This is a genomic window from Kocuria sp. GQ42, assembly GCF_059758435.1.
The window spans coordinates 26,903-50,424 of the sequence record NZ_JCAXEN010000003.1 but is presented as its reverse complement, the minus strand read 5'-3'; the positions used below and the strand labels follow the sequence as shown (position 1 = coordinate 50,424).

The window sequence follows — 23,522 nt, the reverse complement described above, 5'->3', positions numbered from 1 at the left end:
GGGGCCGGTTCACTTTTAGTTCAGATATACCAGCAAATGCGACAGCCCTCGTTCGAGGGGCCTTACGTGGATGTTCCTGCCGCCTTGAACAGTTTAGCCACTCTGCCGTTGGGCGCCATAGTCATTATGGTATTTTCTCTCGTGCTGGTCACTATGATAACTCAGGCATTTTCATTTCAAGCTATTCGTCTCCTTGAGGGATACTGGAGTCCTAAACCTCCTTTCAGCTTTGCTTTGGCGGCCTGTGTTCGATGGCAGCTGCATCGCCGAAATAAACTCGAGGAAAGGTGTAAGAAACTCAACGAGAAGGCATTCAAGTCCGCCAAAATGCGACTCGTGCAGTCCCAGAAGCAAGATTTTATTAACACGTGGGAGGCAGATCTTTACGGACTGTCCATGGATCAGCGCGCATGCACAGATTCCTCGATAATCAACATCGCCCGGTCTATCCCTTGGCGCGAAGAGGCTGATCCGGGGCTAGTCGCCGTGTGGGAAAGGTGTGAAAATCGGCTAGAAAGCTTCCCGGGCAGCAATCGACGACTCTTGCCGACCCGGTTGGGGAATACGTTGCGAGCCTCCGAGGACAAACTTGGCCGCCAAGGACGCGCACTGGAGGGCTTCGTAATGCAAAATTATCAGAATATACCCGCACGCCTTATGGTCCAGCATGATCAGTTCAGAGATCGATTGGATATGTACTCAAGCCTCGTGTTTGTGTTCACAATACTGGCGCTGGGGGCACCTTTCTTGCTTTCGGGAAATCTGGCGGAAGGTTCCTGGGTTAATCCGGTGGGCGGATCATTGGTTTTTCTCGGCCTAGCCTACTCCAGCTATAGGGCGGCAATTTCCTCTGCGGAAGGATATGGTTCCATATTGCTCGCAATTTCCACTTACTTGCCCAGTCCGGAAGACGCTTAGGGTCGAAAATGCGCTCAGGATGAGGGGGTGGTCTTCGGGATCATTAGGATGTAATGGTCTTTACATTTTAGCGGCCGTGCCCCGTAATATTCCTGATGACAGTCGTCGATGGGGCAACGCCACTCGATGTCGTCGTACTGCCCTACTCCCGGAACCCGATCATCGCCCATACATACATCCTGGGCGTGACGCAGATAGGATGCAACGAAACCTGCTAAGTTTCTTTAGGCGCACATTGGCGGAAGGGGCCTCGCCGGGGCAAGAAGAGTTGCTTCCGTCGTCGTCCGCTGTGGAGCTTGCTGGTCCACCTAGGGTGAGTATGCGCCTCGCAACTCCGTCGATTAGTTGTGGCTCGGGTGCTTTTCAGTGTGAAGGCCACTTGATGTGGTGGGTCTGGACCGGTATGGGAGCGACTTGACGTCAACCATTTCGTGGCTCGACACCGACTCCCGCCAGCGCGACCAGGCCATGGCCGTCCTCGACGCGTTCCGGGACAGGACCACCGTGGACGAGCTCGGCGTCAGCAGCATCCGCGACGCGATTACCCACCAGCTGTTCCCCGGTTCCTCGGTCCTGCAGACCCGGGCCCGGTACCTGCTGTTCATTCCGTGGCTCGTCGCCGACGCCATGACGGCCAGGGACGCCGACGCGGCCGTCGCCGACTTGCGGCGGGGCGAGGTCCGGCTCATCGACGTGCTGGCCGACAGCGGCGATCGGCAGGGGCTGATCGGCGGGCAGGCCCGGGCCGACCTGCGGCGCATGCCGTCGGCCATGTATTGGGCGGCGCTGCGCAGCTACGGCATCACCACCAGCCGCGCCTCGATCGCCGGCCTGCTCCGGGACGGGGTCGCCCACACCGCCGAGACCCGCCGGGCGCCACGCGAGGCCGATGACGAGCACGGGCCTGCGCTGCTCCGTCCCGGCATCGATCCCCACGCGCTCCTCCTCCGTCCGCGCGACTGGCCGCAGGAAACGAGCTTCGCCCTCACCCCCTCCGAGGCGGATTACCTGCGCGGGCGGATCATGACCTCGCACCCGGAGAGTCTCTACGCCTGGTTCCTGCGCGAGGAGGTCGAGGTCGGGACCGCCAAGGACTTCGTCTGGGAGCACCCGCGGGCCGGCGAGTTCCCGGCCGCGATGGCCGAGTGGAGCGAGCACGGCCGGGCGTTCTCCGTTCTCAACCGCGGAGCCGCGCTGCTCTACAACCTCCAGCTTGCCGAGGCCTCTGAGGACACGGAGCGCACCGAGCGGTACCGCGCGGATCTCGTCGAGTGGCGCGCCACCGTCGACGGCCCGGACGGTCTGCGGAACTGGAGCCTCGATGCCTTCTGGCGACTGCTCTCCGGAGCAGGTGCCCGCATCAGCCGCCCCACGCGAACGTTCGTGGACCGGTGGCACGAGCTCGTCATCTCCGGGCCGGGGACCGTCGACGACGACGGCGCCCGCGAACTCATCGCCCACCGCGAGCGCTCGCTCAAGGGCCCGCGCGCCCGGCTCGTGAACCCGAGCGCGCTCAACGCCTGGAGCGGCGCTTCGGCGCTGGCACAGCTGCAGTACAACTGGCCGACCGCCCGGCGGGTCCTCGGCGACATCCAGGCCGGCGCCCGCGTGGAGGTCTCCGCATGAGTCTGGGACCCGAGGACCGCAAGCTCCTCACCGACGCGCTCGAGCCGCCGCCGGGGATGGAGCTGGACCGTGCCGTCACCACGACCTACTCCCTGGACCTCGTGGCCCTGCTGCTCGTACCACTTACCTTCGCGGCGATCGACCAGCGGGGGAGTGAGGAGGAGCCCGGGGACCCGGACCAGGGCGTCGATCCCGTGGCGCTGCTGGAATCGGTGCGCCGCTACGCGGACCGGCTGACCGTGCTCGTGCAGGCGGGCGGCATCGCGGTGCCGGCCAAGTACCGGCCGATGCTGACCTACCTGGAGGACTCCCTCGTTCAGGTGGCCGTGCCCGAGACCGGGGGCGTGTTCCATCCCAAGGTCTGGGTGCTGCGCTTCCGCGACGCCGAGGAGAACTGTGTCCACCGGGTGCTCGTGCTCAGCCGCAACCTGACCTTCGACAACTCCTGGGACACCATCCTCGTCCTCGACGAGTCCGACGACCCACGAGCGAACCTGCTGCCCGGCGGAGATCTCGCGAACTACCTGGAAACGGTCTCCTCCTGGGCTCTGGCCCCCGGGCTGAGCACCGATCGGACGGCAGAGCTGATCGATCTGAACGTCTCGCTGCGCGGGGTGTCCTTCGCGGCCCCGGTCGGGTTCAAGGACGCCGCCTGGGTCGCCCGCACGGGCGAGAGCAGGGTGCATTCCCGGTCCCTGTGGGACGACGTGACCGGCGGCGTCCACGCCCAGGACCGCGCCACTCGTGCCTTGGTGATCTCTCCCTTCCTCGACACCTCGCTCGCCGACCTCGTCGATCGGTGCGGGAAGGTCCGGCTGCTCTCTCGCGCCGAGAGCCTCGACGCCCTCGGCGATCTGGGAGACCGGGTCGAGACCTTCGTCTTGGACCCCTCGGCGGATCTGGACGCCACCGAGGAGGAGGCCAGCGAACGCAGCGCGGGACCGATGGCGGCCGGCCGGCTGGCCGGACTGCACGCCAAGATCTACTTCGTGGAACGGGGCCACAGCACCACCCTGTACGTCGGCTCGGCCAACGCCACCCGCGGCGGCTTCGGCCGCAACGCCGAGTTCGGCGTCCGGTTGACCGGCCGCAGGGGGCTCATCGACGAGATCTGGTCCGGCGCCCACGGCAATCTCGGCCTGTCCGCGGTCTGCCAGCCGTACGACCCGAAGCTGCCGGACGAGGCCGCGATCGCCCGGCAACGGGCCGAGCGGGAACTCGAGCGCTTCCACGCCGCACTCGCCGGTGCCGGGCTGCGCCTCGACGCCGCCGAGGACGCCGAGGGCACGTACACGCTCGACGCCTCCCTCAGCGGCGCGGTTGATGAACCGGAGGGCGTCACGACGACCGTCCGCCTGCTCTCGCTGCCCACCCAGGAGCGGACGCTGCGCGAGAAGCTGACGTGGACACGAGTCGACGCCTCGCGGATCACGCCCCTGCTGTGCGTGCGCAGTCGCATCGCGGTGGGGGACGTCGTCGTCGAGCGCTCTGCGGTGCTGGTCGCGGACCTGCACGGCGCACCGGAGGACCGGTCCGCGCGCGTGCTCGCCGAGCTGCTGAAGACTCCGGAGGACGTGCTGCGCTACCTGGCGTTCCTGCTCGGTGACGTCACCCTCTCCCTGGCCCTGCGCTTCGGCGCCACCACGGGCGCGGCGGCCTTCTTCGGGGCCGGTGGCACCGGGCACAGCGCCGAAGTGGTCCTGTTCGAGCCCCTCATGAGGGCCGCCGTGCAGGGTGACGCCGACGCCCTCGGGCGCATCGACCGGCTCGTCGGGGAGCTCAGGACCGTGGAGGCCCTGCATCTGTTGCCGGACGGGCTGGAGGAGCTTGTCACTGTGGTCCGCGAGGCGGTGACCACTTCGTGAGCGCAGTACCGCACCGTCCCGACGTGGAACGGGAACTGAACGGGCTCAAGGACTTCCAGCGCCGCACCGTCGAGTACGCCCACCGCCGGCTGTGGGAGGACGAGGACTCCAGCCGCCGCTTCCTGGTGGCCGACGAGGTCGGCCTCGGCAAGACGCTCGTCGCACGGGGTCTCATCGCCAAGACCATCGACCACCTCTGGGAGTCGCAGGACGTCGACCGGATCGACATCGTCTACATCTGCTCCAGCCAGCAGATCGCCGCTCAGAACATCCGCACGCTGGATGTCGCTGACTACGGCATCTCCAAGGTGGATCGGTTGACGATGTTGCCCACGCAGGTGCGCAACCTCGCGGCGAACAAGGTCAACCTGCTCAGCCTCACCCCGGGCACGTCCTTCAACATCAGCCAGTCCGGCGGGCGCAGCGAGGAGCGCGTGCTGGTCCAGCACATGCTCGCCCAGGTCCTCGGCGAGCACGTGGTGGAGCGGCCGGAGTGGCTGGCCTTTTTCTGCGGGACCAAGCGGCCGCAGAACTACGCGGCCGAGGTGGCAGGCTTCGACCCCGGCACTATCGACGCCGAGATTCTCGAGCGCTTCCGGCTCGCTGTTCGCCGGGACCCAGGACTGGGCCACCGGCTCGAGGAAACCGCCGCCGAGTTCTCTTCGGTGACCGGCAATCCGGACTGGCCGCTCTCGCACCGTCGCTACCGCCTGATCGGGAAGCTGCGGAGTCTGGTCGCCCAGGCCTCCGTCGACGCCCTGGAGCCGGACCTCGTGATCCTCGACGAGTTCCAGCGCTTCAAAAGCCTGTTGCACGAGGACACCGAGATGTCCGAGCTCGCCGACGCCGTGTTCAACCACGAGAGTGCCCGTGTGGTCCTGCTCTCGGCCACGCCCTACAGCATGTACTCGGTCCCGGAGGAGGGGGTGGGCGACGATCACTACGGCGACTTCCTCAAGACCTACCGCTTCCTCACCGGAGCATCGCGGGACGCGCTCGCGGAGGAGCGAGCCGAGGAGGGGCTCGCCGACGTCGGCTCGGTCACCGCTCTGCAGACCGACCTCCGCAGGATGCGGGACGCGGCCCTGGATGACGACGTGGAGGACGGCACCGCTGCCGCTGCACACGTCACCGAGCTGCTGCGCGCCGTGATGTGCCGTACCGAGCGCCTGGCGGCGACCCCGGACCGGGACGGCATGCTCGTCGAGAAGCCGCTGCCGCCGGCCCGGCCCACGGCCGACGACGTGCGGGCCCTGCGCCGGCTGCATGAGGTCGCCCACGAGGTTGGCAGTCATCGCGACGTCCTGGAGTACTGGCGGGTGGCGCCCTATGTCCTGCAGTTCATGGACGGGTACGACCTCAAGGAGAAGGCGCTCCTGCACATCGAGACGGACGCAACCGGTTTCGCGGAGCGGGCGCTCGCCGGCGCGCAGCGACTGCGGGGCGAGGAGATCGAGCGGTACGAACCGGTCGACGCCGCCAACGGCCGGCTCCGGTGGTTGCTGTCCGACCTGGACGCCTACGGCTTCGCGGACGTCCCGTGGATCCCGGCGTCCCTTCCGTACTACACCGTGCCGGTGACCAGTCCCTTTTCCCGGGCGACGACGACGGGGCTCACGAAGCGGCTGATCTTTTCCGCCTGGAACGTCGCCCCCAAGTCCATCGCGGCGATGACCAGCTATCACGTGGAGCGGAAGCACCACCGGCCCGAGGACGCCCACGCCTACTCCGACCGGCACAGCTACCTGCTGCGCTGGCGGAAGTCCCCGGACGGCCGCCTCGCCAGCATGCCGCTGCTGCCGCTCGTCCTGCCGCTCACCGTGCTCGGCGCCGCAGGCGATCCCGTGGCCGCCGCCCGGGAGCTCGGCACGGCGCAGGGGCCACTGGGCGACGTGCGCGCGGTGGTGCGGGCCAAGGTCGAAAACCTGCTGGCTGAGCTGCCCCCAGGACACGCCGAGGGCCGAGGGAGCGAGCAGTGGTACTGGGCGGCGCCGCTGTTCCTCGAGAAGACCCGGGCCCCGAAGCACTTCTCGTGGGGCTGGAAGTCCCTTGACTACAACAGCCGCGGCGGCGAGGAGCACGACGGCAAGGAATCCGCTCTCGCCCTGCACATCGCGCGAGCCAAGGAGGTCGACGAGGAGTTCCTCACCGGCCTCGGACCTCGCCCCGACGATCTGGCCGACGTACTGACCGACCTCGCGCTCGCCGCTCCCGCCACAGCGGCCTACCGCGCCCTCTACAAGACCGTGCCCGAGGGCAAGTTCCCGGACGTGGTGTGGGACTCCGTTCTCGTCGGAATGGCCATGCGGACCCTGCTGGATGGGCGCAGCGTGGCACCCATGGTCCGCGGCTGGGCCGGCGCATCCGCGCCGCAGTGGCGCAACGTGCTGGCGGCCTGCGTGGAGGGCAACCTGCAGGCCGTGCTGGACGAGTACTTCCACGTCATGGACGAGTCCTCGCGCATAGGGAACGCCGAGGTCCGTAGGCGCCTGGAGCGTCTGACCGCCGCCTTGTGGGATGCCGCGCAAACGGGCGGTTCCATCTCCTTCGACGAGATCGTCGCTGACGGAGATTCGCACGTGGTGGAGCGCCGACGCCTGCGGGCCGATGCCGCTGCCCGCTTCGGCCGCGTGGAGAGCGACCAGGGCGTCCGCGCGGACACCAGCCTCCGGGACGGCTTCAACTCGCCCTTCTGGCCGTTCGTGCTGGCCTCCACGAGCATCGGCCAGGAGGGCCTGGACTTCCACCGGTACTGCCACGCCGTCGTCCACTGGAACCTGCCCAACAACCCGGTGGACATGGAGCAGCGGGAGGGACGCGTGCACCGGTACAAGGGGCATGCCGTGCGCAAGAACGTGGCGAAGGAGTTCGCTGCCGCAGTGCTCGACGACAAGGCCGAGGCCAGTCCGTGGGACGCTCTTTTCGCGGCGGGAGAGCGGGCACGCCCGGACGGTGAGAGCGAGATCTACCCGTACTGGGTCTGCCAGACCGAAGGCGGAGCGAAGATCGAGCGCTACGTCCCGCAGGCGCCACTGAGCACGGAACGGATCAAGCACAAGAACCTGCTCCGTGCCCTCGGCGCCTATCGTATGGCCCTCGGGCAACCTCGCCAGCAGGAGTTGCTGCAGTTCCTCGGAGAAGGCGCGTCCTCACGAGACTTGGACTGGATGCGTCTGGACCTTGGCCCGGTCGACACTTCAAATGATTTCTGAGGTGCAAGGACGGCATGTAGTCGGTTTCCACAAGCAAATAGTTTTAGGGTGGCATCACACTAGAAGGGCGGTGATGTGCCTTGTCTGATTCGAAGGAAAAGACTCGCGCGGAAGACACTGGCGGAGCGCTGATGAAGGCTCTCGACACGGCACTGGGACAGGCCGAAAAGCTTGTATCCATGCGGATTGAGCGCCTTCGCCGGCAGTATCCGGACGTCGATGATGCTGTCTTGTTGAAGAAGCTGGAACGCACTTTCCTTTCTTCCGTGACCAGTAGTGGCGCGGCAATCGGTGCCACGGCAACCGTTCCGGGTGTCGGTACTGCGGCTTCCGTGGCAGCCGCGGCGGGCGACGCAAGCTTCTTCCTCACAGCTGCTGCCACCCATGTGCTGTCGGTGGCTCGGTTGCGCGGCCTGGACATCGACAATTTCGAGCATCAAAAGGCGCTCGTCATGATGGTGCTCCTGGGCGGAAGCTCGTCGTCCATCGTGACCAAGGTGGCCGAACGCACGGGGTTGCACTGGGGGAAGCTGGCGGCCGATGCCGTGCCGCTTCCCGCCATTCGTTCGGCCAATAAGATCCTCGGGCCCTACTTCGTGACGCGGTACGGGACGCAACGCGGCATTCTCGTTCTGGGGCGAGCCGCTCCCATGGGCTTCGGGGCCGCAATTGGCGGCGGTGGGAACTTCCTGCTCGCCAAGTCGATTACCAAGGCGACGATCACTACGATCGACGGGTCCTTGGCAGAAGGTCGACCAGGTCAATAGCTTGGGCGAAAATCGAGCGCTATGTCCCGCAGGCCTCGCTGAGCACGGTGCGGCTCGATCGGGAGTCACTGCAAGCACGCGCAACGCCAACGTGAGCAAATTGTTACTGGGGAGTTCGGAGTGCATTGCTGCACGCAAACTGTCTCATGTCACGATGCTAGTGGTCCCCCAACAAAAGGTCTCCCCTGATGAAGCGCTCTGCTATTGCCCTCCTGGCACTCTTTTCCCTCGTACTGACCGGTTGTTCCGGCGCTGAAGCAGAGCCGGAACCCACCGCGCCGAATGTCGAAGCACCTGCAGGCGGAAGCTCAGAAGAGCCGGACGAGAACCTGTCCTCTCGGGGTAACCGGGTCTTGGAGCCGGGCGACGTCGCAGTTGTGACGGGTTTTGAAAGCGAAGAGCATGAAGTGGCAAAGTTTGTCATTAAGGGTATTGAAGTGGATCCAACCTGCACGGGTCAGTTCCCTCAGGAGTCGGAAAACGGGCATCATGTCGCCGTTGAAGTGGAGGTCGAGACAGGCCCCGAGCCAGGGTTCTCGGAAGGCACGTATGGCGGAAACTTTTCCATGGGTCCCGAAGTGTTCCGGGTGGTTGACAAGAACGGAACAACTCTCAACTCGGCGACTTCCGTGTCCTCCATGATGTGCTTCGATCAGTCCGAGCAGATTCCCTCCAATTTGGGTGCGGGCGAGCGTGCCACGGGGAAAATGGTTCTCGACGTCCCCAGTACTGAAGGGGTCCTGATTTACGACAACTTCACTTCTCCCGACCGCCCGAGTTTTGAGTGGAACTTCCCATCCGCCACGGTCGGCGCCTGACCTTCCGAAGGGCATCGATCCCCTTCTTGCTAACACTCCGAATCTTCTACCAGCCTCTCCTGTTGAAGTGACCTGCCTAGTTCCTCTGTTGATGAAATGATGACCGGATGTGGAACACGTTCTGGCCGGACTTCTGGGTGGCAATCATCGGGGCCGTGGTGGGATCTGTCTTGACCGTGGTGATCGCGCTGATTACCTATCGGCTGCAACGACGGAGCAATGAGAAGCACTCTCTACGGCTGCTGGTGGACGAGATCCACCGTCGGAGGGCGTTCGCTGTCATCGCCAACGTCAGAGTCGTTCCCGGCGCGCAAGAACTGGACGACTTTCACAACGTGAATGCCAGCGTCCTCGACCTCCGCGACCGCATTCGCCAGGCGCGCGAGCAGACTCGCCTGGAGTCCGGTGCTCAGAAACCCCTGTCCGACATGACGAGAGCCTGCAATCGGTACCTGCACGCCACAGCTCGTCAGCCGGATAGGTACCTGCACGACCTCGTGACTCTCCGGAGCAACCTGTGGAAGAGCATCCGGGAGATAGCGGGGGAGGTCCGAGGCGTTCGCGCCCTGGAGCCTGCAGGCGGGGCTTACTGATTTGTCTGTGACGTCGCGTCACCGGTGCATTTGAACATTCCGACGGAGCTCCTTCACCATGTCGTCACGATGGGGAGGTGCGAGTTGGTCTGCCAGTCGCCGCCCGTGTAGATGGACCAAAGACCCTGCCGCCGTCGACTGCCCTTCCTTGCCTCAAAGCCGCCGACGCGGCCCCGCCTCAGCCTCAGACATACTCATACGCCATCGCCTGCCGCATCGTCGGTTGGCGGTGCACCGGGACCAGCTCCCGCACGCGCCCGCCGGCGATCTGCTCCAGCTGGCCGGCGTAGAGGGATAACTGCTGCTGGTAGGCCTCCGGGCTCACCTGGGAGAGCGCCATGTCCGTCTTGTAGCCCGCGATCACGTAGTCCCCTTCCGATCCGCGGGAACGCACAGCTCCATGAGCCGGTGCAGGGCTGTGCCGAACTATGGACCCTGAAGCAGCGCGCCGCGGAGTTCTGCGGTGGCCAGCCCTCGTCTTGGGGAACATCTCCATGCCCCGTCCTCGGCGAAGAGCACGTGTTGAGTGCCCTGCCGCAGCGGGGACACTGTCCCAGCCAGGATCAGCACGGGGTATTCAAGGACCTTGGTCGTATGGGCGGTAGTGATCTGCGCGGCCTTCGCAACGGTCTCGGGGGCCACGGTCTCTTTCGCCCGGGCGACCTCCTCCCTCTGGGCCGCGGCTCAATGCCGGTAGTCGCGCAGGCTCCCATGGGTGGCGGTGCCCAGGCGCGGGGTTGGTCCGCGAAGAAGCGCAGACGCTGCCACGACTCCCGGTGCTGGGGCGAGTCGGGCGAGTTCGGCAGCGCCTGCAGAAAGGATGACGGTCATGAGGGCACTGGCCTTGCACTGCGTGCGGAAGAAGGAGGTGATTTCGGCGGAGAAAATCGTTGACCTCCTCAATGGTCTGTGCCAGCATGTGAGTCACACCACACGCACCGGCTGGTTCGACTCACTCGCAATAGGCCACACATTTGCTGTTGAGCGTCCGTAGATATGCGGTCTGGATGTGGCGTGCCGAACGAGATGAAGGGTCTTGCGATGAAGAGAACGCTGTTGCCACTGTCGATCTCCCTGCTGGCTGCCGTCCTGGTGGCCGGATGTGGGGAGAGCCCCAACGCCCGAGGTGCCGAGAGCGGGGACGGGGAGGTGACGGAGCTGGTCTTCGCCGCCGTGCCCACGGAGCAGAGCGACGAGCTGGAGGCCTCGTTCGCCCCCGTCATCGCCGCGCTGGAGCAGGAACTGGACATCCCGGTGTCCTTCGAAGCGGTGAGCAGCAACGCCGGGGTCATCGAGGCCCAGGTGGCCGAGCGCGTGGACGTCGCCGTCTACGGCGCCTTCAGCTACCACCTCGCCCGTGAGCAGGCAGACGTCACCCCGGTGGCCGTGGACATCCTGGCCCCGGATGCCGAACCGGCCATCCACTCGTACGGCATGGTGCGCAGCGACACGACCGACGTCGAGTCCTTGGCCGACACGGCGGGGAGGGACATCTGCTTCACCGATCCCGCCTCGACCACCGGATACCTGGCGCCGGCCGCGGGAATGATCGAGGCAGGGGTCAACCCTGACTCCGACGCGACCAAGGTGTTCGCCGGCGGGCACGACACGGCCGTGTCCTCACTGCTGGCCGGCGACTGCGACGTCGCCTTCGCGGCCGCGACCTTCATCGACGAGCTGCTTCCCGCCCGCGGACAGCTGCAGCCCGACCAGGTCGAGAAGGTCTGGACCTCCCCGGCGATCCCGGGCCCGCCGTTCGTGGTGGGCAACTGGCTGCCCGAGGACATGCGGACGAAGATCACCGACACCCTGACCAAATTCGACGCCGTCTCGGCCGCCGAGGCCGGTTTCTGCGAGGGCGCCGAGCAGCCGGCCCCGGAGGCGTGGGGCGAGCAGGCGGGGGAGCCGTCCTGCAAGTGGGGCGGCACCGGCGCCTTCGCGTTCGTCCCGACGGACGACGAGGCCTACGCCACCATCCGAGAGATCTGCGAGACCACCCAGGCCGAGGTGTGCACCGCCGGTGAGTGATCACCCGAACTTCTCGACCACCCGCGACCCAGGGGGAGCCATGCTGCAGTCCGTCCACCACCCGCCCGCGGAGAGCGTCGACCCGTCCACCGCATCGACGGGTGGGATCAGTCTTCTCGAGGTGTCGAAGTCCTACGGCGGCACGCCGGTGCTGTCCCAGGTCAGCGTCGTAGCTCGACCGGGGGAGTTCGTGGCCCTGGTGGGGCCTTCAGGGGCCGGCAAGTCCACCCTGCTGCGGATGGTCAACGGGATGAATCTCCCCGACTCCGGGACGGTGGAGGTCCTCGGGAGCGATCCCGGCGCGTGCTCGCACCGCCGGCTGCGGGAGCTGCGCAGCCGCGTCGGCTTCATCTTCCAGCACTTCGGCCTGGTCGGCCGGCTGAGCGCCCTGGAGAACGTCCTGATGGGCTCGCTGGCGCAGCTGAAGCTGCCCCGCTACGGAGTGATGACCTATCCCTCCGGCCTGCGGGCCCGGGCGGTGGAGAACCTGGAGCGGGTCGGTCTGGTCGACCACCGCTTCCAGCGGTGCGACACCCTCTCCGGCGGACAGCAGCAGCGGGTGGCCATCGCCCGCACCCTCATGCAGGACGCGAAGGTGATCCTGGCCGACGAGCCGGTGGCCTCCCTGGACCCGGCGGCCAGCACCTCGGTGCTGGCAGTGCTCAAGCGCATCAGTGCGGAGGACGGGCTCACGGTGATGTGCACCCTGCACCAGGTGGACCTGGCCATGCAGGTCTCCGACCGGATCGTGGCCCTGCGCGACGGCCGCAAGATCCTGGACCGCCCGACCGCGGAGGTCGACGAGGCCACGCTGCGCTCGGTGTACGCACGGGAGGGACACCGTGACTAGCACGACCACTGCGCCGCCGGCTCCCGCCCCGCCCGGCGCCGAGGACCGGAGCCGCCCCGGGCGCCGGCCCCTGCTGGCCGGTGTGCTGCCGGTCGTCTATCTCGCGACGGCCGTGTTCGGGTGCTGGTGGATCGACGTCTCGCTGTCCTCGGTGCTGGCCGGCTGGCAGGACACCTGGCGGCTGCTGCAGCGGATGACCCCGCCGACCTTCGGGCCGGTCGGTGAACTGGCGTCCCTGGTGATCCAGACGCTGCTGATCGCCGTGGCCGGCACGGGGCTGGCCACGATCGCCTCCGTGCCGCTGGCCGCCGCGGCGGCCTCCACCTACACGGGCTCCCGCGCGGTGCAGGCTCTCGCCCGTGCGCTGATCATCGTGACCCGGGCGATCCCGAGCCTGGTCTTCGCCATCATCTTCGTGCGGGTCTTCGGCCTCGGACCGATGGCGGGAGGCCTGGCGATCGCCGTCCACTCGGTGGGCATGATCGCCAAGCTCTACGCCGACGCCCTCGAGGAGCAGGACGGCGCCCCGGTCGAGGCGATCACGGCAACAGGAGCCACCCGGCTGCAGACCTTCCTGTCCACCGTGTGGTCCCGATCGGTCCCGACCCTGGCCGGCATCGTGCTCTACCGCCTCGACATCAATATCCGCGCGTCGGCGGTGCTCGGCCTGGTCGGCGCCGGCGGCATCGGCGTAGCCCTGCAGACCGCGATGGGCAGCCTCAACTATCCGCGGGCGGCAGGGATCGTGCTGGTGATCGTGGGGCTGATCCTGCTGCTGGAGCTCCTGTCGGTGACGGTCCGGCGCCGCCTTTCCACCCACCGCCGGGCGAACACGGCCTCCCAGCTGTTCTCCGCCGGTCGCGAGCCGTTCACGCTCGGCTGGGACGGACCCCGCGTGCGGCGACTGCTCCTCGGGCTCGGAACGGCAGTCCTGTTCGGCTACTCCCTGTGGGCTCTGAACGCCGACCTGGGCCGCGTGCGGGACTCGCTGCCCAACCTGTGGACGCTGCTGTCAGGCATGGTCCCGCCGGCCTTCAGCGTCGAGATCCTCGTGGCGGTCATGGAGAGCCTGCTCATGGCCATGACGGCCACCACCGTGGGAGTGGTGCTCGGACTCGTCCTGGCCCTGCTCGCCACCGACCTGCTGGTGCGCAACAGCGTGATCTCCGGGGCGGTGCGGCTGCTGGTGGTGCTGATGCGGGGCGTCCCCGACATCATCTTCGCCCTGCTGTTCGTCGCAGCCCTGGGACTGGGACCCTTCGCCGGGTTCCTCGCCCTGTCCATCTCCTGCACGGCCCTGGCGGCGAAGTTCTTCACCGACTCCCTGGAAAACCTCGATCCGGCTCCCCGCGAGGCCCTCGAAGCCACCGGCGCCTCCCGGTTGCAGGTGCTGGTCAGCGGGGTGTGGCCGCAGTTCGTGCCGGCCTTCCTCGGCAACAGCCTCTTCACCTCCGACCTGGCGCTGCGCGAGTCCGCGGTGCTGGGCATCGTCGGGGCCGGCGGCGTCGGCTTCCTGCTCCACGAATCCACCGCCACCCTGCACTACGAAACGACCAGTGCGATCCTCATCCTCCTCATCGTCGTGGTCTTCGCCATCGAGTCCGCCGCGCGCTGGGTGCGCCGCCAGGTCTTCTAGAGATCTCGTCGAGAAAGGCTTGACCCACCATGGACCACCCCACCCCCGCCGACGGCCGGTGTCCTTTCCGAGCCTCGGAATGGGATCCCACGGAGCCCGAGACCTTCGGCAGCGCCCACACCGTCTACGCCGCCCTACGCCAGGAGACCCCCCTGCCGTGGAGCAACGACTACGGCGGGTTCTGGGCGGCGACCACCTACGACGACGTCGTGGCCATCACCCGCGACTCGGCCACCTTCAGCACCGTGACCCAGAACGTCGTTCCGCACGTGCCGCGCAGCTCCCGCCGCCCGCCGCTGCACTTCGACCCGCCCGAGCACGACGTCTACCGGAAGGTGATCGACCCCAGCCTCCGCCGGGCCGCGGTGCAGCGGTTGGAGGGCCGCTTCCGCGACGCCGCGCAGGAGACACTGGCGCCGCTCCTGGAGCAGGGCGGAGGGGACTACAGCAAGGATTTCGCGATGCCCTTCGTCGCCCGGTCCTTCGCCGAGTACCTCGGGGTGCCCTACGCCACGGCCGTGCGGGTGCGGGACATCGGGGTGCGCTACTCCTACGCAATTCAGGACATGGACAAGGACGCCATCATGGCGGCCAGCGACGAGCTCTACGCCATCGCCGAGACCATCTACGCCCAGCACGCGGATGCCGCCGAGGACGGGACGCAGGACCTGGTGAACGGACTGCGCCGAGCGGCGAAGGACCCGGACAACGCCATCACGCACAAGACGGCCGTGGCGACCATCCGGCAGATGATCGTGGCCGGCATGGGCGCTCCCCAGGCCGTGCTCGGCAGCGCCGCCGCTCATCTGGCCCAGCACCCGGAGCTGCAGCAGCGCCTGCGGGAGGACCCGACGCTGCTGCCCGCGGCGGTCGAAGAGCTGCTGCGGCTCTACGCCCCCTACCGGGTGTTCGCCCGCACGGCCACCCGCGACGTTGAGCTCCACGGCCGGCTCGTGCGGGAGGGCGAGCCCATCGCCCTCATCTTCCCGTCGGCCAACCGGGACGAGGAGCACTTCGACGACGTCGACGCCTTCGACCTGGAGCGCAAGCCGAACCGGCACCTGGCCTTCGGCCGTGGCGCCCACCGGTGCCCGGCCGCCGCCATGGGCCGTTCCGAGCTGCTGATCGCTCTGGAGGTCCTGCTCTCCAGCACCAGCTCCTTCACCCTGGACGGCGAGGTGGAGATGATGAACTGGCTCGAGTTCGGCCCCCGCTCGGTGCCCCTGCGACTCGAGCGAGCCTCCACGTCCTCGGCGCAGGGCGCGGGGCAGGAGAAAATGGCCGGATGAGTCCCGACACCGTGCCCCGTCTGCCCCGGCGCCAGCAGGGTCCCCAGCCGCAGCGGCTGCTGACGACGCTCTTCGGCGACTACTGGTTCGGCCGCCCCGAGCCGCTTCCCTCTGCCGCTCTCGTGCGGCTGCTGGCTGAGTTCGACATCTCGCCCACCAGTGCCCGGGCCGCCATCCAGCGGCTGGCGGCCCGCCGCTTCCTGGTCGGCTCCCGGCAGGGGCGTGAGACCTCCTACGGCGTGCCGCCCCAGAGCCGGGAGGTCCTCGACATGCACGTCCGCAAGGTCTTCGGCGATCCCACCCCCAAGTCCTGGGACGGTGCCTGGACCGTGGTGGCGTTCTCCATCCCGGAGGAGGACCGCGCCGCCCGCCGGCTGGTGCGCGAGAACCTGAAGGCTCTGCACTTCGGCAAGCTGTACGACGCGCTGTGGATCTCTCCGTGGGAACCGATTCCCGAACTGAACGAACTGGCCTCCCACGTGGCGCCGGACCAGCTCACCGTCTTCCGTGGGCCCCATCTGCCCCTGGCGAAGGACCGCAGCATCGTGGCCGAGGCCTTCGACCTGACACCCCTGGCCGAGCGGTACCGTGCCTTCGCGCAGACCTGCCGCTCGACTTTGGAGGAGGTGGAGCGCGACGGGATCGCCCCGGACCAGGCCCTGCGTGCCCGGACGGAGACCATGACCGCTTGGCGCCGCATCTCCTCCACCGACCCCAGGCTGCCCCGGGAGCTGCTCGGGCCCGACTGGCCCGGAGACGCCGCCGTGGCCGCCTGCGCCCAGCTCTACGACCGCCTCGGACCGGCGGCCGAGAGCCGGTTCCGCTCCATCGTCGCCGGCCACGCCCCTGACCTCGCCGAGCTCGTGCGCCACCACACCTTCCACAGCACCCGCCAGCTCCAACCCTGACCCGGCGGAACAGAGCGCAAACCCCCGCCACCCACACCTCCCGCGCCGCACCAAGAAGTACGACATAAATCCGTGCGACAGCACATCAAAGTACTGCCCATATCGTCGATCTTTTCCCAGGAGGCACACCATGCGACATGTCCGAGCCACTGCTCTCGCCCTGGCAACCGTGCTCGTCGGCGCGAGCGCCGCGGTCACCGCCGCAGGCGCCACCGCACCCCAGACGCACCGCGGTGACCTGCCCAGCGGCGCACGCTTCGTCGTCGAGACCCCTGCCGACTGGAACGGCACCCTGCTCGTCTGGAGCCCCGGCTACATCGGCGGAGCGGCCGGCGGTGAGGCGGCAAGCGGGCCCTCTACCACCACGCGAGCCTGGCTGCTCGAGCACGGCTACGCCCTGGCCGGTTCCAAGCCGACGACGAACGGCTGGGCCGTGGAGGAGCTGCTGGGCGACCAGGACGACGTCGTCGACGTGGCCTCGGACCTCCTCGGTGACCCGGAGTCGACCATCGCCTGGGGCAGCTCCATGGGCGGGCTCACGTCCGCGGCCCTGCTCGAGCGCTACCCGGAGGACTTCGACGGCGCCTTGCCCCTGTGCGCCTCCGTCGCAGGGGGAGTCGGCATGCTCAACCAGTCCCTGGACGCCGCCTTCACCTTCAAGACGCTGCTGGCTCCGGAGGACGACCGGATCGAGATCGTGGACGTCGACGATGAGCAGGTGAGCCGCGCCGCCGCCCAGCAGGTCCTCGACACCGCCCAGACCAGTCCGGAGGGCCGGGCCCGGATCGCCCTGGCCGCGGCCTTCGCCCAGCTGCCGGGCTGGACCCAGCCCGGCACCGACCGCCCGGGCGCGCACGACTGGGCTGCGCAGCAGGAGCAGCAATACGGGGTCTTCATGTTCTCCGTGTTCTCCCCGCGCCAGCCCCTGGAAGCACGGGCCGGCGGCAACTTCTCCTGGAACACCGGGGTGGACTACCGCCGGCAGCTGGCCGCCTCCGGCAACGCCCAGCAGGTGCGCGCTCTCTACCGCGAGGCAGGACTTGACCTCGACGCCGACCTCGGCCGTCTCGAGGCCGCCCCCCGCATCGCGGCCGACCCGGACGCCGTGCAGTACATGCTCGACAACGCCGCTCCCACCGGCCAGATCGAGGGCCCGGTCCTGACCCTGCACGAGACCGGTGACACCGCCCCGACCGTCACCCAGGCCCGCGCCTATGCCGACGCCGTCTCCGCGGCCGGCAACAGGAAGCTCCTCCGCCAGGCCTTCGTCGACCGTCCCGGCCACTGCGACTACACCCCCGCCGAGCAGCTGGCCGCCCTCACCACCCTCGAGGAGCGCATCGACACCGGCCGCTGGAGCAACGCGGCCACCGGCGCCTCCCTCAACGCACGAGCCCAGGAGCTCGACGAGCAGTCCCCGCTCGATCTCGGGACCGCCGGCTTCGTCGACCTGCGCCCCCACCAGTTCGCTCGGCCCTCCTACCCCCTGAACGGGCTCTGACCACGAGCACGGACAGGCACGACGGGCGCTCGCCGCGGTACTGAGCAGGATCCTGGCCGATGACCCGGCCACCGTCACGAGGTTGTCCGCCTACCTCCCGAGCTCGGCCAGCCGCTCCGCGACGATGGCGGGGATGTCGTAGTCGGTGTGCGCCCCGGCGGTCGTGATCCGCCGGACCCGGTCGTAGCCGGCCTCCCGGAACTCCGTCTCTGCCTGGGCGGCGGCGTCCAGGGCGGACCAGGCCCCGGAGCCGGAGGCGTAGGCACCGTCCCGGTGGCCCACCACCCAGGTCAGGCCGAGGTCGTCGGTGGCCGGGGTGGCCTCGGCGATGGGCTGGCCGTAGGTGCCGCCGCCGCCGATGAAGGCCGCCCCGGAGCCGGCCGGCAACCAGTCCATGCCCTCGCGCAGCAGGCTCCGGGAGAGGAACTCCGCGCCGCCGGAGTAGCCCGACATCAGCACCCCGGCGTCGGTGGTGGGCGTGATGTTGGTGGTGGCGAACTGGCGCACCGCCGCGGCGGTGGCCGCGGTGTCCCCGGCGCGCCAGCTGCGGGTGCCGTTCGGGGCCTCGACGAAGACGAAGGCCCGGTTGGTCTCGGCGGCGACCTCGGCCATGCGGGTCGCGAAGGGGCCGTTGGGCTGCTCGGTGCGGGTCGTGCCGTCGCCATCGAAGTAGAAGACCGCCCCGGCTGGGCGGTCCCAGTCCACGCCGTCGACGTAGTAGTGGTAGTTCAGCGCGATGCCGTTGTCCGCGCGGAACACCCGGTCGGTGCCGCTGACGGGGTGCCAGCCGCTCGAGCTGGTGGGCACGGCCTGGGCCGGGGTGGCGCCCAGCAGCAGGACGGTGGCTGCGAGCAGGCCGGCGCCGACGCGGATCCTCGGCGTGCGGGTGCGGCGGGCAGGGGCGGGAACGGGCTGGGGGGACGCCATGGTGCTCTCTCTCGGTCTCGCGCAGGAGCGCTGGGGCAGGGGCTCGCCCGGTGCGCACGGGCAAGGAGCACCGGAGACCGTGAGGGGGGCTGTCCCGGGCGCCCGGGACAGCCTAGGGGGAACGGCCGTCGCGATGGCGAACGTCGTGCCTGGTGGGAGGCGTGTCGCGGGCTGAGGCGGACGCGCACTGAGGCGCCGCCCGGAGGTCTCCGGGCGGCGCCTGCGCACGTGGCTCGAGGGCTGCGGCGGGACTACAGCGCGCCGTTCTCCCACGGGCCGGTGACGGCGTAGGTGATGCCGGGGCTCTGCACGTTGAAGAACAGGATCCGGCCGTCCGGGCTGAATGTGGCGCCGGCCAGCTCGCTGGTGTTGGGGGAGTTCAGCTCCGCTACGTCGAAGATCCGGCCCTCGGTGGTGACCCCGCGCAGCAGGTCCTTGCCGCCGCCGTCCTCGCACAGCACCAGGCCGCCGGTGTTCGGGGACACGCAGAGGTTGTCCGGGGCCTGCAGCACCTCCGGGTCGGTCGACTCGTAGACCAGCACAAGCTGGCCGCCGGAGTTGCCGCGGGGGCGGTACTCCCACACCTGGCCGAGTCCGGCGTCGCCGCCGCTGGTGGAGTTGATGTAGATCGAGCCGTCGCCGTACCAGGCGCCCTCGAGCCGGGCGAAGACCGCGCCGCCCTGCTGGTGGCCCTGCTTGAACACGGCCAGGGTGTCGGTGCTGTCCGGGTCCGGGTCCGCGATGTCGACCCACTCGACCGGCAGCGGCTTGCCGACGCGCTGGCTGTAGCGGGTGTCGTACTGCGGCTGGTCCTTCACGGCCAGCATCTGCAGCCGCCCGCCGGCGGCCAGCCGGTCGCGGTCGTTCGGGAGGAACCGGTAGAACCCCGAGGTGCCGCGGTCCTCCGTCTCGTAGACGATGCCGGTCTTCGGGTCGATCGCGACGGCCTCGTGGGTGAACCGGCCCATCGCCTTCAGCGGCACCGGGTCCACCGGCGCGGTCGCGTCCGCGGGGACCTCGAACACGTAGCCGTGCGGGTGCGCCACGTCCAGGCCGGTGAAGGTCTCCTCGCAGGTCAGCCACGTCCCGGCCGGGGTGGGGCCGCCGGCGCAGTTGCGGATGGTGCCGGTCAGGGACGGGTAGGTGCTGACCAGCGCCATGGTGGCGGGGTCGAAGACCAGGTTGGTGGTGCCGCCGGCGGCGTTCGGGTTGTAGCTGCGGGCGCCGAAGGCCGGTCCCTCGGCCTGCTCGTGGTTGCGCACCAGGTTGATCATGCCGTTCTCGCCCTCGAAGGCGGCCATGCCGTCGTGCTTGCCGGGCGTCGGAGTGCCGTCGCTCATGGGCGTGCCGGTGTGGCCGAAGGCCACGTAGGAGAAGCCGGCCGGCAGCAGCAGCTCGCCGCCCGGTGCCGGCCGCAACGGCCCGTAGCCGCCGTTGTCCGGCGCCTGCATCGTGTCGTCACCGCGCGCACGCCCCTGGGCGGCGTGCGCGGTGTTGCCCATCAGCGCGGACAGGGCGGCGGCGGCGCTCATCGCCCCGCCGGCCTTGAGGAGCCCGCGGCGTCCTACCGGGGTCATGGCCTGGGTCTGTGCTGTCGTCATCTCGGTGCTGTCCTCACGGGTCGGTCGGCTGCTTCCGGAGACCGACTCCAGCAGGGGAAGTCGAACAGCGGACCAGCACGCCGTGAATGGCCCGCGTCGAGCACATGGCGGCTTTGTTCACGATCGAGAACGGAGATGGTCGGGGTCCGCCGGGTTCCCTGCCCGCAGGCTCCGAGCCACGCCGCAGGCGGCGGACGACGTCGGATCCGCTCGCCGGTCTCGCTCTCCTCGTAGGCTGGATCGCATCCGAGACGGGCAGGAGGCCGAGGTGGCCGAGACAACGGTGGACGACGTGCTGGCCGAGCTGGCCGCGCTCGAGGACCCCAGGGTGCGCGCGGTGAACGAGCGGCACGGCGACGACCACGGGGTGAACCTGACTAGGCTGCGGGCGGTCGCGAAGCGCCTCAAGACGCAGCAGGACCTCGCGCGTCAGCTCTGGGAGACCGGGGACACCGCGGCGAGACTGCTGGCACTTCTACTCTGCCGGCCGAAAGCTTTCGAGCGGGACGAGCTGGACACCATGGTGCGCGAGGCGCGCACCCCCAAGGTCCAGGACTGGCTCGTGAACTACGTGGTGAAGAAGAGCCCGCACGCCGAGGAGCTGCGCGTGGCGTGGTTCGCCGATCGGGATCCCGCGGTCGCGAGCGCCGGCTGGGCGCTGACCACCGAGCGCGTGGCGAAGAAGCCCGAGGGCCTCGACCTGTCCGGACTGCTCGACGTCATCGAGGCGCAGATGCAGGACGCCCCGGACCGCCTGCAGTGGGCGATGAACTCCTGCCTGGCGCAGATCGGGATTGAACACCCCGAGCACCGGGCCCGTGCCCTTGAGATCGGGGAGCGCCTGGAGGTGCTCAAGGACTACCCGACGCCACCGAACTGCACCTCGCCGTTCGCGCCCGCCTGGATCGCCGAGATGGTGCGCCGGCAGGACACTCCGTAGCAGCACCGCGCTCGAGGGCGTGCCGTGGTCTCCGGCGGTCGTCCGGGGCCGCACGGGGCGGTGCCTGGACGGCATCCCGACGACGACGAGGCGCAGCACCGGCCCCGAGGTGGGGCTAGCGTGAGGAGAGCGCGGTCACGCCGCGCTCTCCAGCCCCGCCGTGAAAGGCCCCGCATGTTCCTCCGCTCCGGTGCCGCGCCCCGCCGTCGTCCCGTGCTGTCCGCGAAGGCGGCGTTCTGGGTGCAGGCGTCCGTGCTGGTGGTGGTCATGGCCGCCTCCAGCGCGCCCAGTCCGCTGTACCCGCTGTACCAGGACCTGTGGGGCTTCCCGCCGGTCGTGCTGACCGTCATCTTTGCCGCCTACGTGGTGTCCCTGCTCGCCGCCCTGCTTACGGTGGGGGCGCTGTCCGACCACCTGGGACGCCGGCCGGTGCTGCTGGCCGCCCTGGCCCTGGAGATCGCCGCGATGGCCGTGTTCGTGCTGGCGGACAGCGAGGCGACCCTGGTGGTGGCACGCCTCGTCCAGGGCGTGGCGACCGGCACGGCGACCGGCGCGCTGGGCGCCTACGTCATCGAGCTCGAACCGGAGGAGCGCCGGGGGCTGGGGACCGTGATCACCGGGGCGGGGCCGGTGCTCGGCCTGGCCGGGGGAGCGGTGGCCTCGAGCCTCATCGTCGCGGCCGCCCCGCAGATGATCGACCTCATCTTCCTCGTGCTGCTGGGGCTGCTGGCGCTGCAGGCCGTGGGCACGGCGCTCGGCCCCGAGACCGTGGAGCGCGCTCCCGGGGCGCTGGCCTCGCTGCGTCCGCGCGTCTCCTTCCCGCCGCAGGTGCGGCGCTCGGCGGTGTGGGTGCTGCCCGCCACGGCCGCGTGCTGGTCCCTGGGCGGTCTGATCATCTCCCTGGGGCCCAACCTGGTCCGCTCGCTGACCGGGGCGGACTCCGTGGTCCTCACGGGCCTCGTGGTCGCGGCGCTGACGGGCACCGGCGGGATCGCGATCCTGCTGTTCGGTGCTGCGGCGCCGGAACGGGTGCTCGCCGTGGGAATGAGCGTCCTGGTGGTGGGCATGGCCGCCACGATCGCCGCGCTCGTCGTCGGGTCCGTGGGACTGTACTTCGCCGCGACGGTGGTGGCCGGGGTCGGCTTCGGCGCCGGCTTCCTCGGGGTGCTGCGCACGCTCCTGCCCCAGGCGGCACCGCACGAGCGGGCGGGGCTGCTCTCGGCGATCTACGTGGTCAGCTATCTCTCCCACAGCATCCCGGCGGTGGCGGCCGGTGCCGTCGCGGGCGAGGTCGGTCTGGTGCCCACGGCGATCGGCTACGCCGGCATGGTCATGGTGCTGGCCGTGGTCGTGCTCCTCGGCCTCCTGCGGAACCGCACGCGCCGTTCATGACCTCCGGCGGTGGTGCAGGACGAGCAGTCGCGCGTAGCCGTCCGTGAGGTGGTCGATGAGGTCGACCTTCAGGTACTCGTGCTCCGAGATTCGGCGCACGGTGTGCAGGGAGGTCCCGTCGTACTGCACGGGGTGGGGCAGCTCGCCCCGCCCGCCGGGTGGCTCCACGTCCAGCCGCCACGCGTCCAGGTCCTTCTGCGGCGTGGGGTCGTGCAGCGGCGTGCGGGTCCACAGCCGGCCGTCCGTGCCAATGACCAGGCCGCGGATGACGTGCCACCCGTAGCCGCACGCGACCCGGGAGAACGCGTGGCCGACCAGCGGGTAGGACCGGGCGCCGCGGGGGACGTGCACGAGCTTGGCCGGCTTCAGGCCCTCTCTGCGCAGCAGCTCGCTCGCCTCGACCCCGACCTTGCGCACCTCGTCCAGGACCCGCTCCAGGCCGGCCTCGCGTGCACCGCGGCCGTGCGGGGTGCGGCGGCGCGGCTGCGGCTCGTGCGGTGCCCGGGCGGCAGCGCGGGTGCGCCGTTCGTCCTCGATGCTCATGCCAGCCCCTTGCCTCAGTGGCCTCGATTCTATGTGGGCCACGTCACTCAGGAGGTATTTCTGACGGGGCGGTGCGCGTGGTCCTCCGCCGGATCTCGCGTCGGTCGT

General features: G+C 69.0%; 19 protein-coding genes. 15 read left to right on the top strand and 4 right to left on the bottom strand.

The features are described from left to right. Positions 1-66 precede the first annotated feature (66 nt). The 7 genes from AC6CH6_RS08150 to AC6CH6_RS08120 all read left to right on the top strand — a co-directional run bounded on the left by AC6CH6_RS08150 (position 67) and on the right by AC6CH6_RS08120 (position 9,799). Entirely contained in the window at positions 67-918 is an 852-nt protein-coding gene (locus tag AC6CH6_RS08150) for a hypothetical protein (protein WP_498254754.1), read from the top strand. A gap of 414 nt (positions 919-1,332) precedes the next feature. Continuing rightward, a complete protein-coding gene (locus tag AC6CH6_RS08145; protein WP_498254753.1) occupies positions 1,333-2,544 on the top strand; it encodes a DUF6361 family protein in 1,212 nt (403 codons plus the stop codon). Next, positions 2,541-4,409: a phospholipase D family protein gene (locus AC6CH6_RS08140; RefSeq protein ID WP_498254752.1), complete on the top strand. Its 1,869-nt coding sequence runs from the start codon at positions 2,541-2,543 to the stop codon at positions 4,407-4,409. Before AC6CH6_RS08145 ends, AC6CH6_RS08140 begins: the two co-directional genes overlap by 4 nt. Then, on the top strand, positions 4,406-7,621 hold the full coding sequence (locus AC6CH6_RS08135) for a C-terminal helicase domain-containing protein (RefSeq protein WP_498254751.1): 3,216 nt from the start codon (positions 4,406-4,408) through the stop codon (positions 7,619-7,621). The genes AC6CH6_RS08140 and AC6CH6_RS08135 overlap by 4 nt, the downstream gene beginning before the upstream one ends. A 131-nt stretch (positions 7,622-7,752) precedes the next feature. Beyond that, positions 7,753-8,388 carry a hypothetical protein gene (locus AC6CH6_RS08130; RefSeq protein ID WP_126346677.1) on the top strand — a complete coding sequence of 212 codons (636 nt, stop codon included), beginning with the start codon at positions 7,753-7,755 and terminating at the stop codon, positions 8,386-8,388. A 188-nt stretch (positions 8,389-8,576) separates the two neighbouring features. Beyond that, a complete protein-coding gene (locus tag AC6CH6_RS08125) occupies positions 8,577-9,206 on the top strand; it encodes a hypothetical protein (RefSeq protein ID WP_498254750.1) in 630 nt (209 codons plus the stop codon). Between the two features lie 107 nt (positions 9,207-9,313). Beyond that, positions 9,314-9,799, top strand: coding sequence for a DUF6650 family protein (locus tag AC6CH6_RS08120; protein ID WP_498254749.1), 486 nt, complete (start codon positions 9,314-9,316; stop codon positions 9,797-9,799). Positions 9,800-9,983: 184 nt separating this feature from the next. Here AC6CH6_RS08120 and AC6CH6_RS08115 read toward each other — a convergent pair whose 3' ends face one another. Continuing rightward, positions 9,984-10,163, bottom strand: a complete 180-nt coding sequence (locus AC6CH6_RS08115) for a hypothetical protein (RefSeq protein ID WP_498254748.1) — start codon at positions 10,161-10,163, stop codon at positions 9,984-9,986. 677 nt (positions 10,164-10,840) lie between these two features. Between AC6CH6_RS08115 and AC6CH6_RS08110 the strand changes: the two genes are divergently transcribed. The 6 genes from AC6CH6_RS08110 (at position 10,841) to AC6CH6_RS08085 (ending at position 18,011) form a co-directional block, all read left to right on the top strand. Next, positions 10,841-11,827 carry a phosphate/phosphite/phosphonate ABC transporter substrate-binding protein gene (locus tag AC6CH6_RS08110; protein ID WP_498254747.1) on the top strand — a complete coding sequence of 329 codons (987 nt, stop codon included), beginning with the start codon at positions 10,841-10,843 and terminating at the stop codon, positions 11,825-11,827. Between the two features lie 40 nt (positions 11,828-11,867). Beyond that, on the top strand, positions 11,868-12,677 hold the full coding sequence (gene phnC, locus AC6CH6_RS08105; RefSeq protein WP_498254746.1) for a phosphonate ABC transporter ATP-binding protein: 810 nt from the start codon (positions 11,868-11,870) through the stop codon (positions 12,675-12,677). Beyond that, the gene (gene phnE, locus AC6CH6_RS08100; RefSeq protein WP_498254745.1) at positions 12,670-14,313 is read left to right on the top strand and encodes a phosphonate ABC transporter, permease protein PhnE; all 1,644 of its coding nucleotides are present in this window, start codon (positions 12,670-12,672) and stop codon (positions 14,311-14,313) included. Before phnC ends, phnE begins: the two co-directional genes overlap by 8 nt. Before the next feature lie 29 nt (positions 14,314-14,342). Next, positions 14,343-15,602, top strand: coding sequence for a cytochrome P450 (locus tag AC6CH6_RS08095; protein ID WP_498254744.1), 1,260 nt, complete (start codon positions 14,343-14,345; stop codon positions 15,600-15,602). Further along, on the top strand, positions 15,599-16,510 hold the full coding sequence (locus AC6CH6_RS08090) for a PaaX family transcriptional regulator (protein ID WP_498254743.1): 912 nt from the start codon (positions 15,599-15,601) through the stop codon (positions 16,508-16,510). Before AC6CH6_RS08095 ends, AC6CH6_RS08090 begins: the two co-directional genes overlap by 4 nt. Positions 16,511-16,640: 130 nt before the next feature. Continuing rightward, on the top strand, positions 16,641-18,011 hold the full coding sequence (locus AC6CH6_RS08085; protein WP_498254742.1) for an alpha/beta fold hydrolase: 1,371 nt from the start codon (positions 16,641-16,643) through the stop codon (positions 18,009-18,011). A 90-nt stretch (positions 18,012-18,101) separates the two neighbouring features. On the opposite strand, the gene AC6CH6_RS08080 is transcribed toward AC6CH6_RS08085, so the two are convergent. Together AC6CH6_RS08080 and AC6CH6_RS08075 are read right to left on the bottom strand one after the other, a co-directional pair. After that, on the bottom strand, positions 18,102-18,938 hold the full coding sequence (locus AC6CH6_RS08080) for a hypothetical protein (protein ID WP_498254741.1): 837 nt from the start codon (positions 18,936-18,938) through the stop codon (positions 18,102-18,104). A 251-nt stretch (positions 18,939-19,189) separates the two neighbouring features. Further along, a complete protein-coding gene (locus tag AC6CH6_RS08075; RefSeq protein WP_498254740.1) occupies positions 19,190-20,539 on the bottom strand; it encodes an alkaline phosphatase PhoX in 1,350 nt (449 codons plus the stop codon). Positions 20,540-20,807: 268 nt separating this feature from the next. Here AC6CH6_RS08075 and AC6CH6_RS08070 point away from each other — a divergent pair, with 268 nt between their 5' ends. Together AC6CH6_RS08070 and AC6CH6_RS08065 are read left to right on the top strand one after the other, a co-directional pair. Continuing rightward, the gene (locus AC6CH6_RS08070) at positions 20,808-21,479 is read left to right on the top strand and encodes a DNA alkylation repair protein (protein ID WP_498254739.1); all 672 of its coding nucleotides are present in this window, start codon (positions 20,808-20,810) and stop codon (positions 21,477-21,479) included. A 174-nt stretch (positions 21,480-21,653) separates the two neighbouring features. Then, on the top strand, positions 21,654-22,871 hold the full coding sequence (locus AC6CH6_RS08065) for an MFS transporter (protein ID WP_498254738.1): 1,218 nt from the start codon (positions 21,654-21,656) through the stop codon (positions 22,869-22,871). Here AC6CH6_RS08065 and AC6CH6_RS08060 read toward each other — a convergent pair. Then, positions 22,866-23,414, bottom strand: a complete 549-nt coding sequence (locus AC6CH6_RS08060; RefSeq protein ID WP_498254737.1) for a hypothetical protein — start codon at positions 23,412-23,414, stop codon at positions 22,866-22,868. The two genes, AC6CH6_RS08065 and AC6CH6_RS08060, sit on opposite strands and share 6 nt — an antisense overlap. Between the last annotated feature and the right edge of the window lie 108 nt (positions 23,415-23,522).

Coding starts and splice junctions, on each gene's coding strand:
- AC6CH6_RS08085 (WP_498254742.1), top strand. CDS start 16,641: ATGCGACATGTCCGAGCCACTGCTCTCGCCCTGGCAACCGTGCTCGTC.
- AC6CH6_RS08095 (WP_498254744.1), top strand. CDS start 14,343: ATGGACCACCCCACCCCCGCCGACGGCCGGTGTCCTTTCCGAGCCTCG.
- AC6CH6_RS08080 (WP_498254741.1), bottom strand. CDS start 18,938: ATGGCGTCCCCCCAGCCCGTTCCCGCCCCTGCCCGCCGCACCCGCACG.
- AC6CH6_RS08140 (WP_498254752.1), top strand. CDS start 2,541: ATGAGTCTGGGACCCGAGGACCGCAAGCTCCTCACCGACGCGCTCGAG.
- AC6CH6_RS08060 (WP_498254737.1), bottom strand. CDS start 23,414: ATGAGCATCGAGGACGAACGGCGCACCCGCGCTGCCGCCCGGGCACCG.
- AC6CH6_RS08110 (WP_498254747.1), top strand. CDS start 10,841: ATGAAGAGAACGCTGTTGCCACTGTCGATCTCCCTGCTGGCTGCCGTC.
- AC6CH6_RS08090 (WP_498254743.1), top strand. CDS start 15,599: ATGAGTCCCGACACCGTGCCCCGTCTGCCCCGGCGCCAGCAGGGTCCC.
- AC6CH6_RS08065 (WP_498254738.1), top strand. CDS start 21,654: ATGTTCCTCCGCTCCGGTGCCGCGCCCCGCCGTCGTCCCGTGCTGTCC.
- AC6CH6_RS08120 (WP_498254749.1), top strand. CDS start 9,314: ATGTGGAACACGTTCTGGCCGGACTTCTGGGTGGCAATCATCGGGGCC.
- AC6CH6_RS08125 (WP_498254750.1), top strand. CDS start 8,577: ATGAAGCGCTCTGCTATTGCCCTCCTGGCACTCTTTTCCCTCGTACTG.
- AC6CH6_RS08075 (WP_498254740.1), bottom strand. CDS start 20,539: ATGACGACAGCACAGACCCAGGCCATGACCCCGGTAGGACGCCGCGGG.
- AC6CH6_RS08130 (WP_126346677.1), top strand. CDS start 7,753: ATGAAGGCTCTCGACACGGCACTGGGACAGGCCGAAAAGCTTGTATCC.
- phnC (WP_498254746.1), top strand. CDS start 11,868: ATGCTGCAGTCCGTCCACCACCCGCCCGCGGAGAGCGTCGACCCGTCC.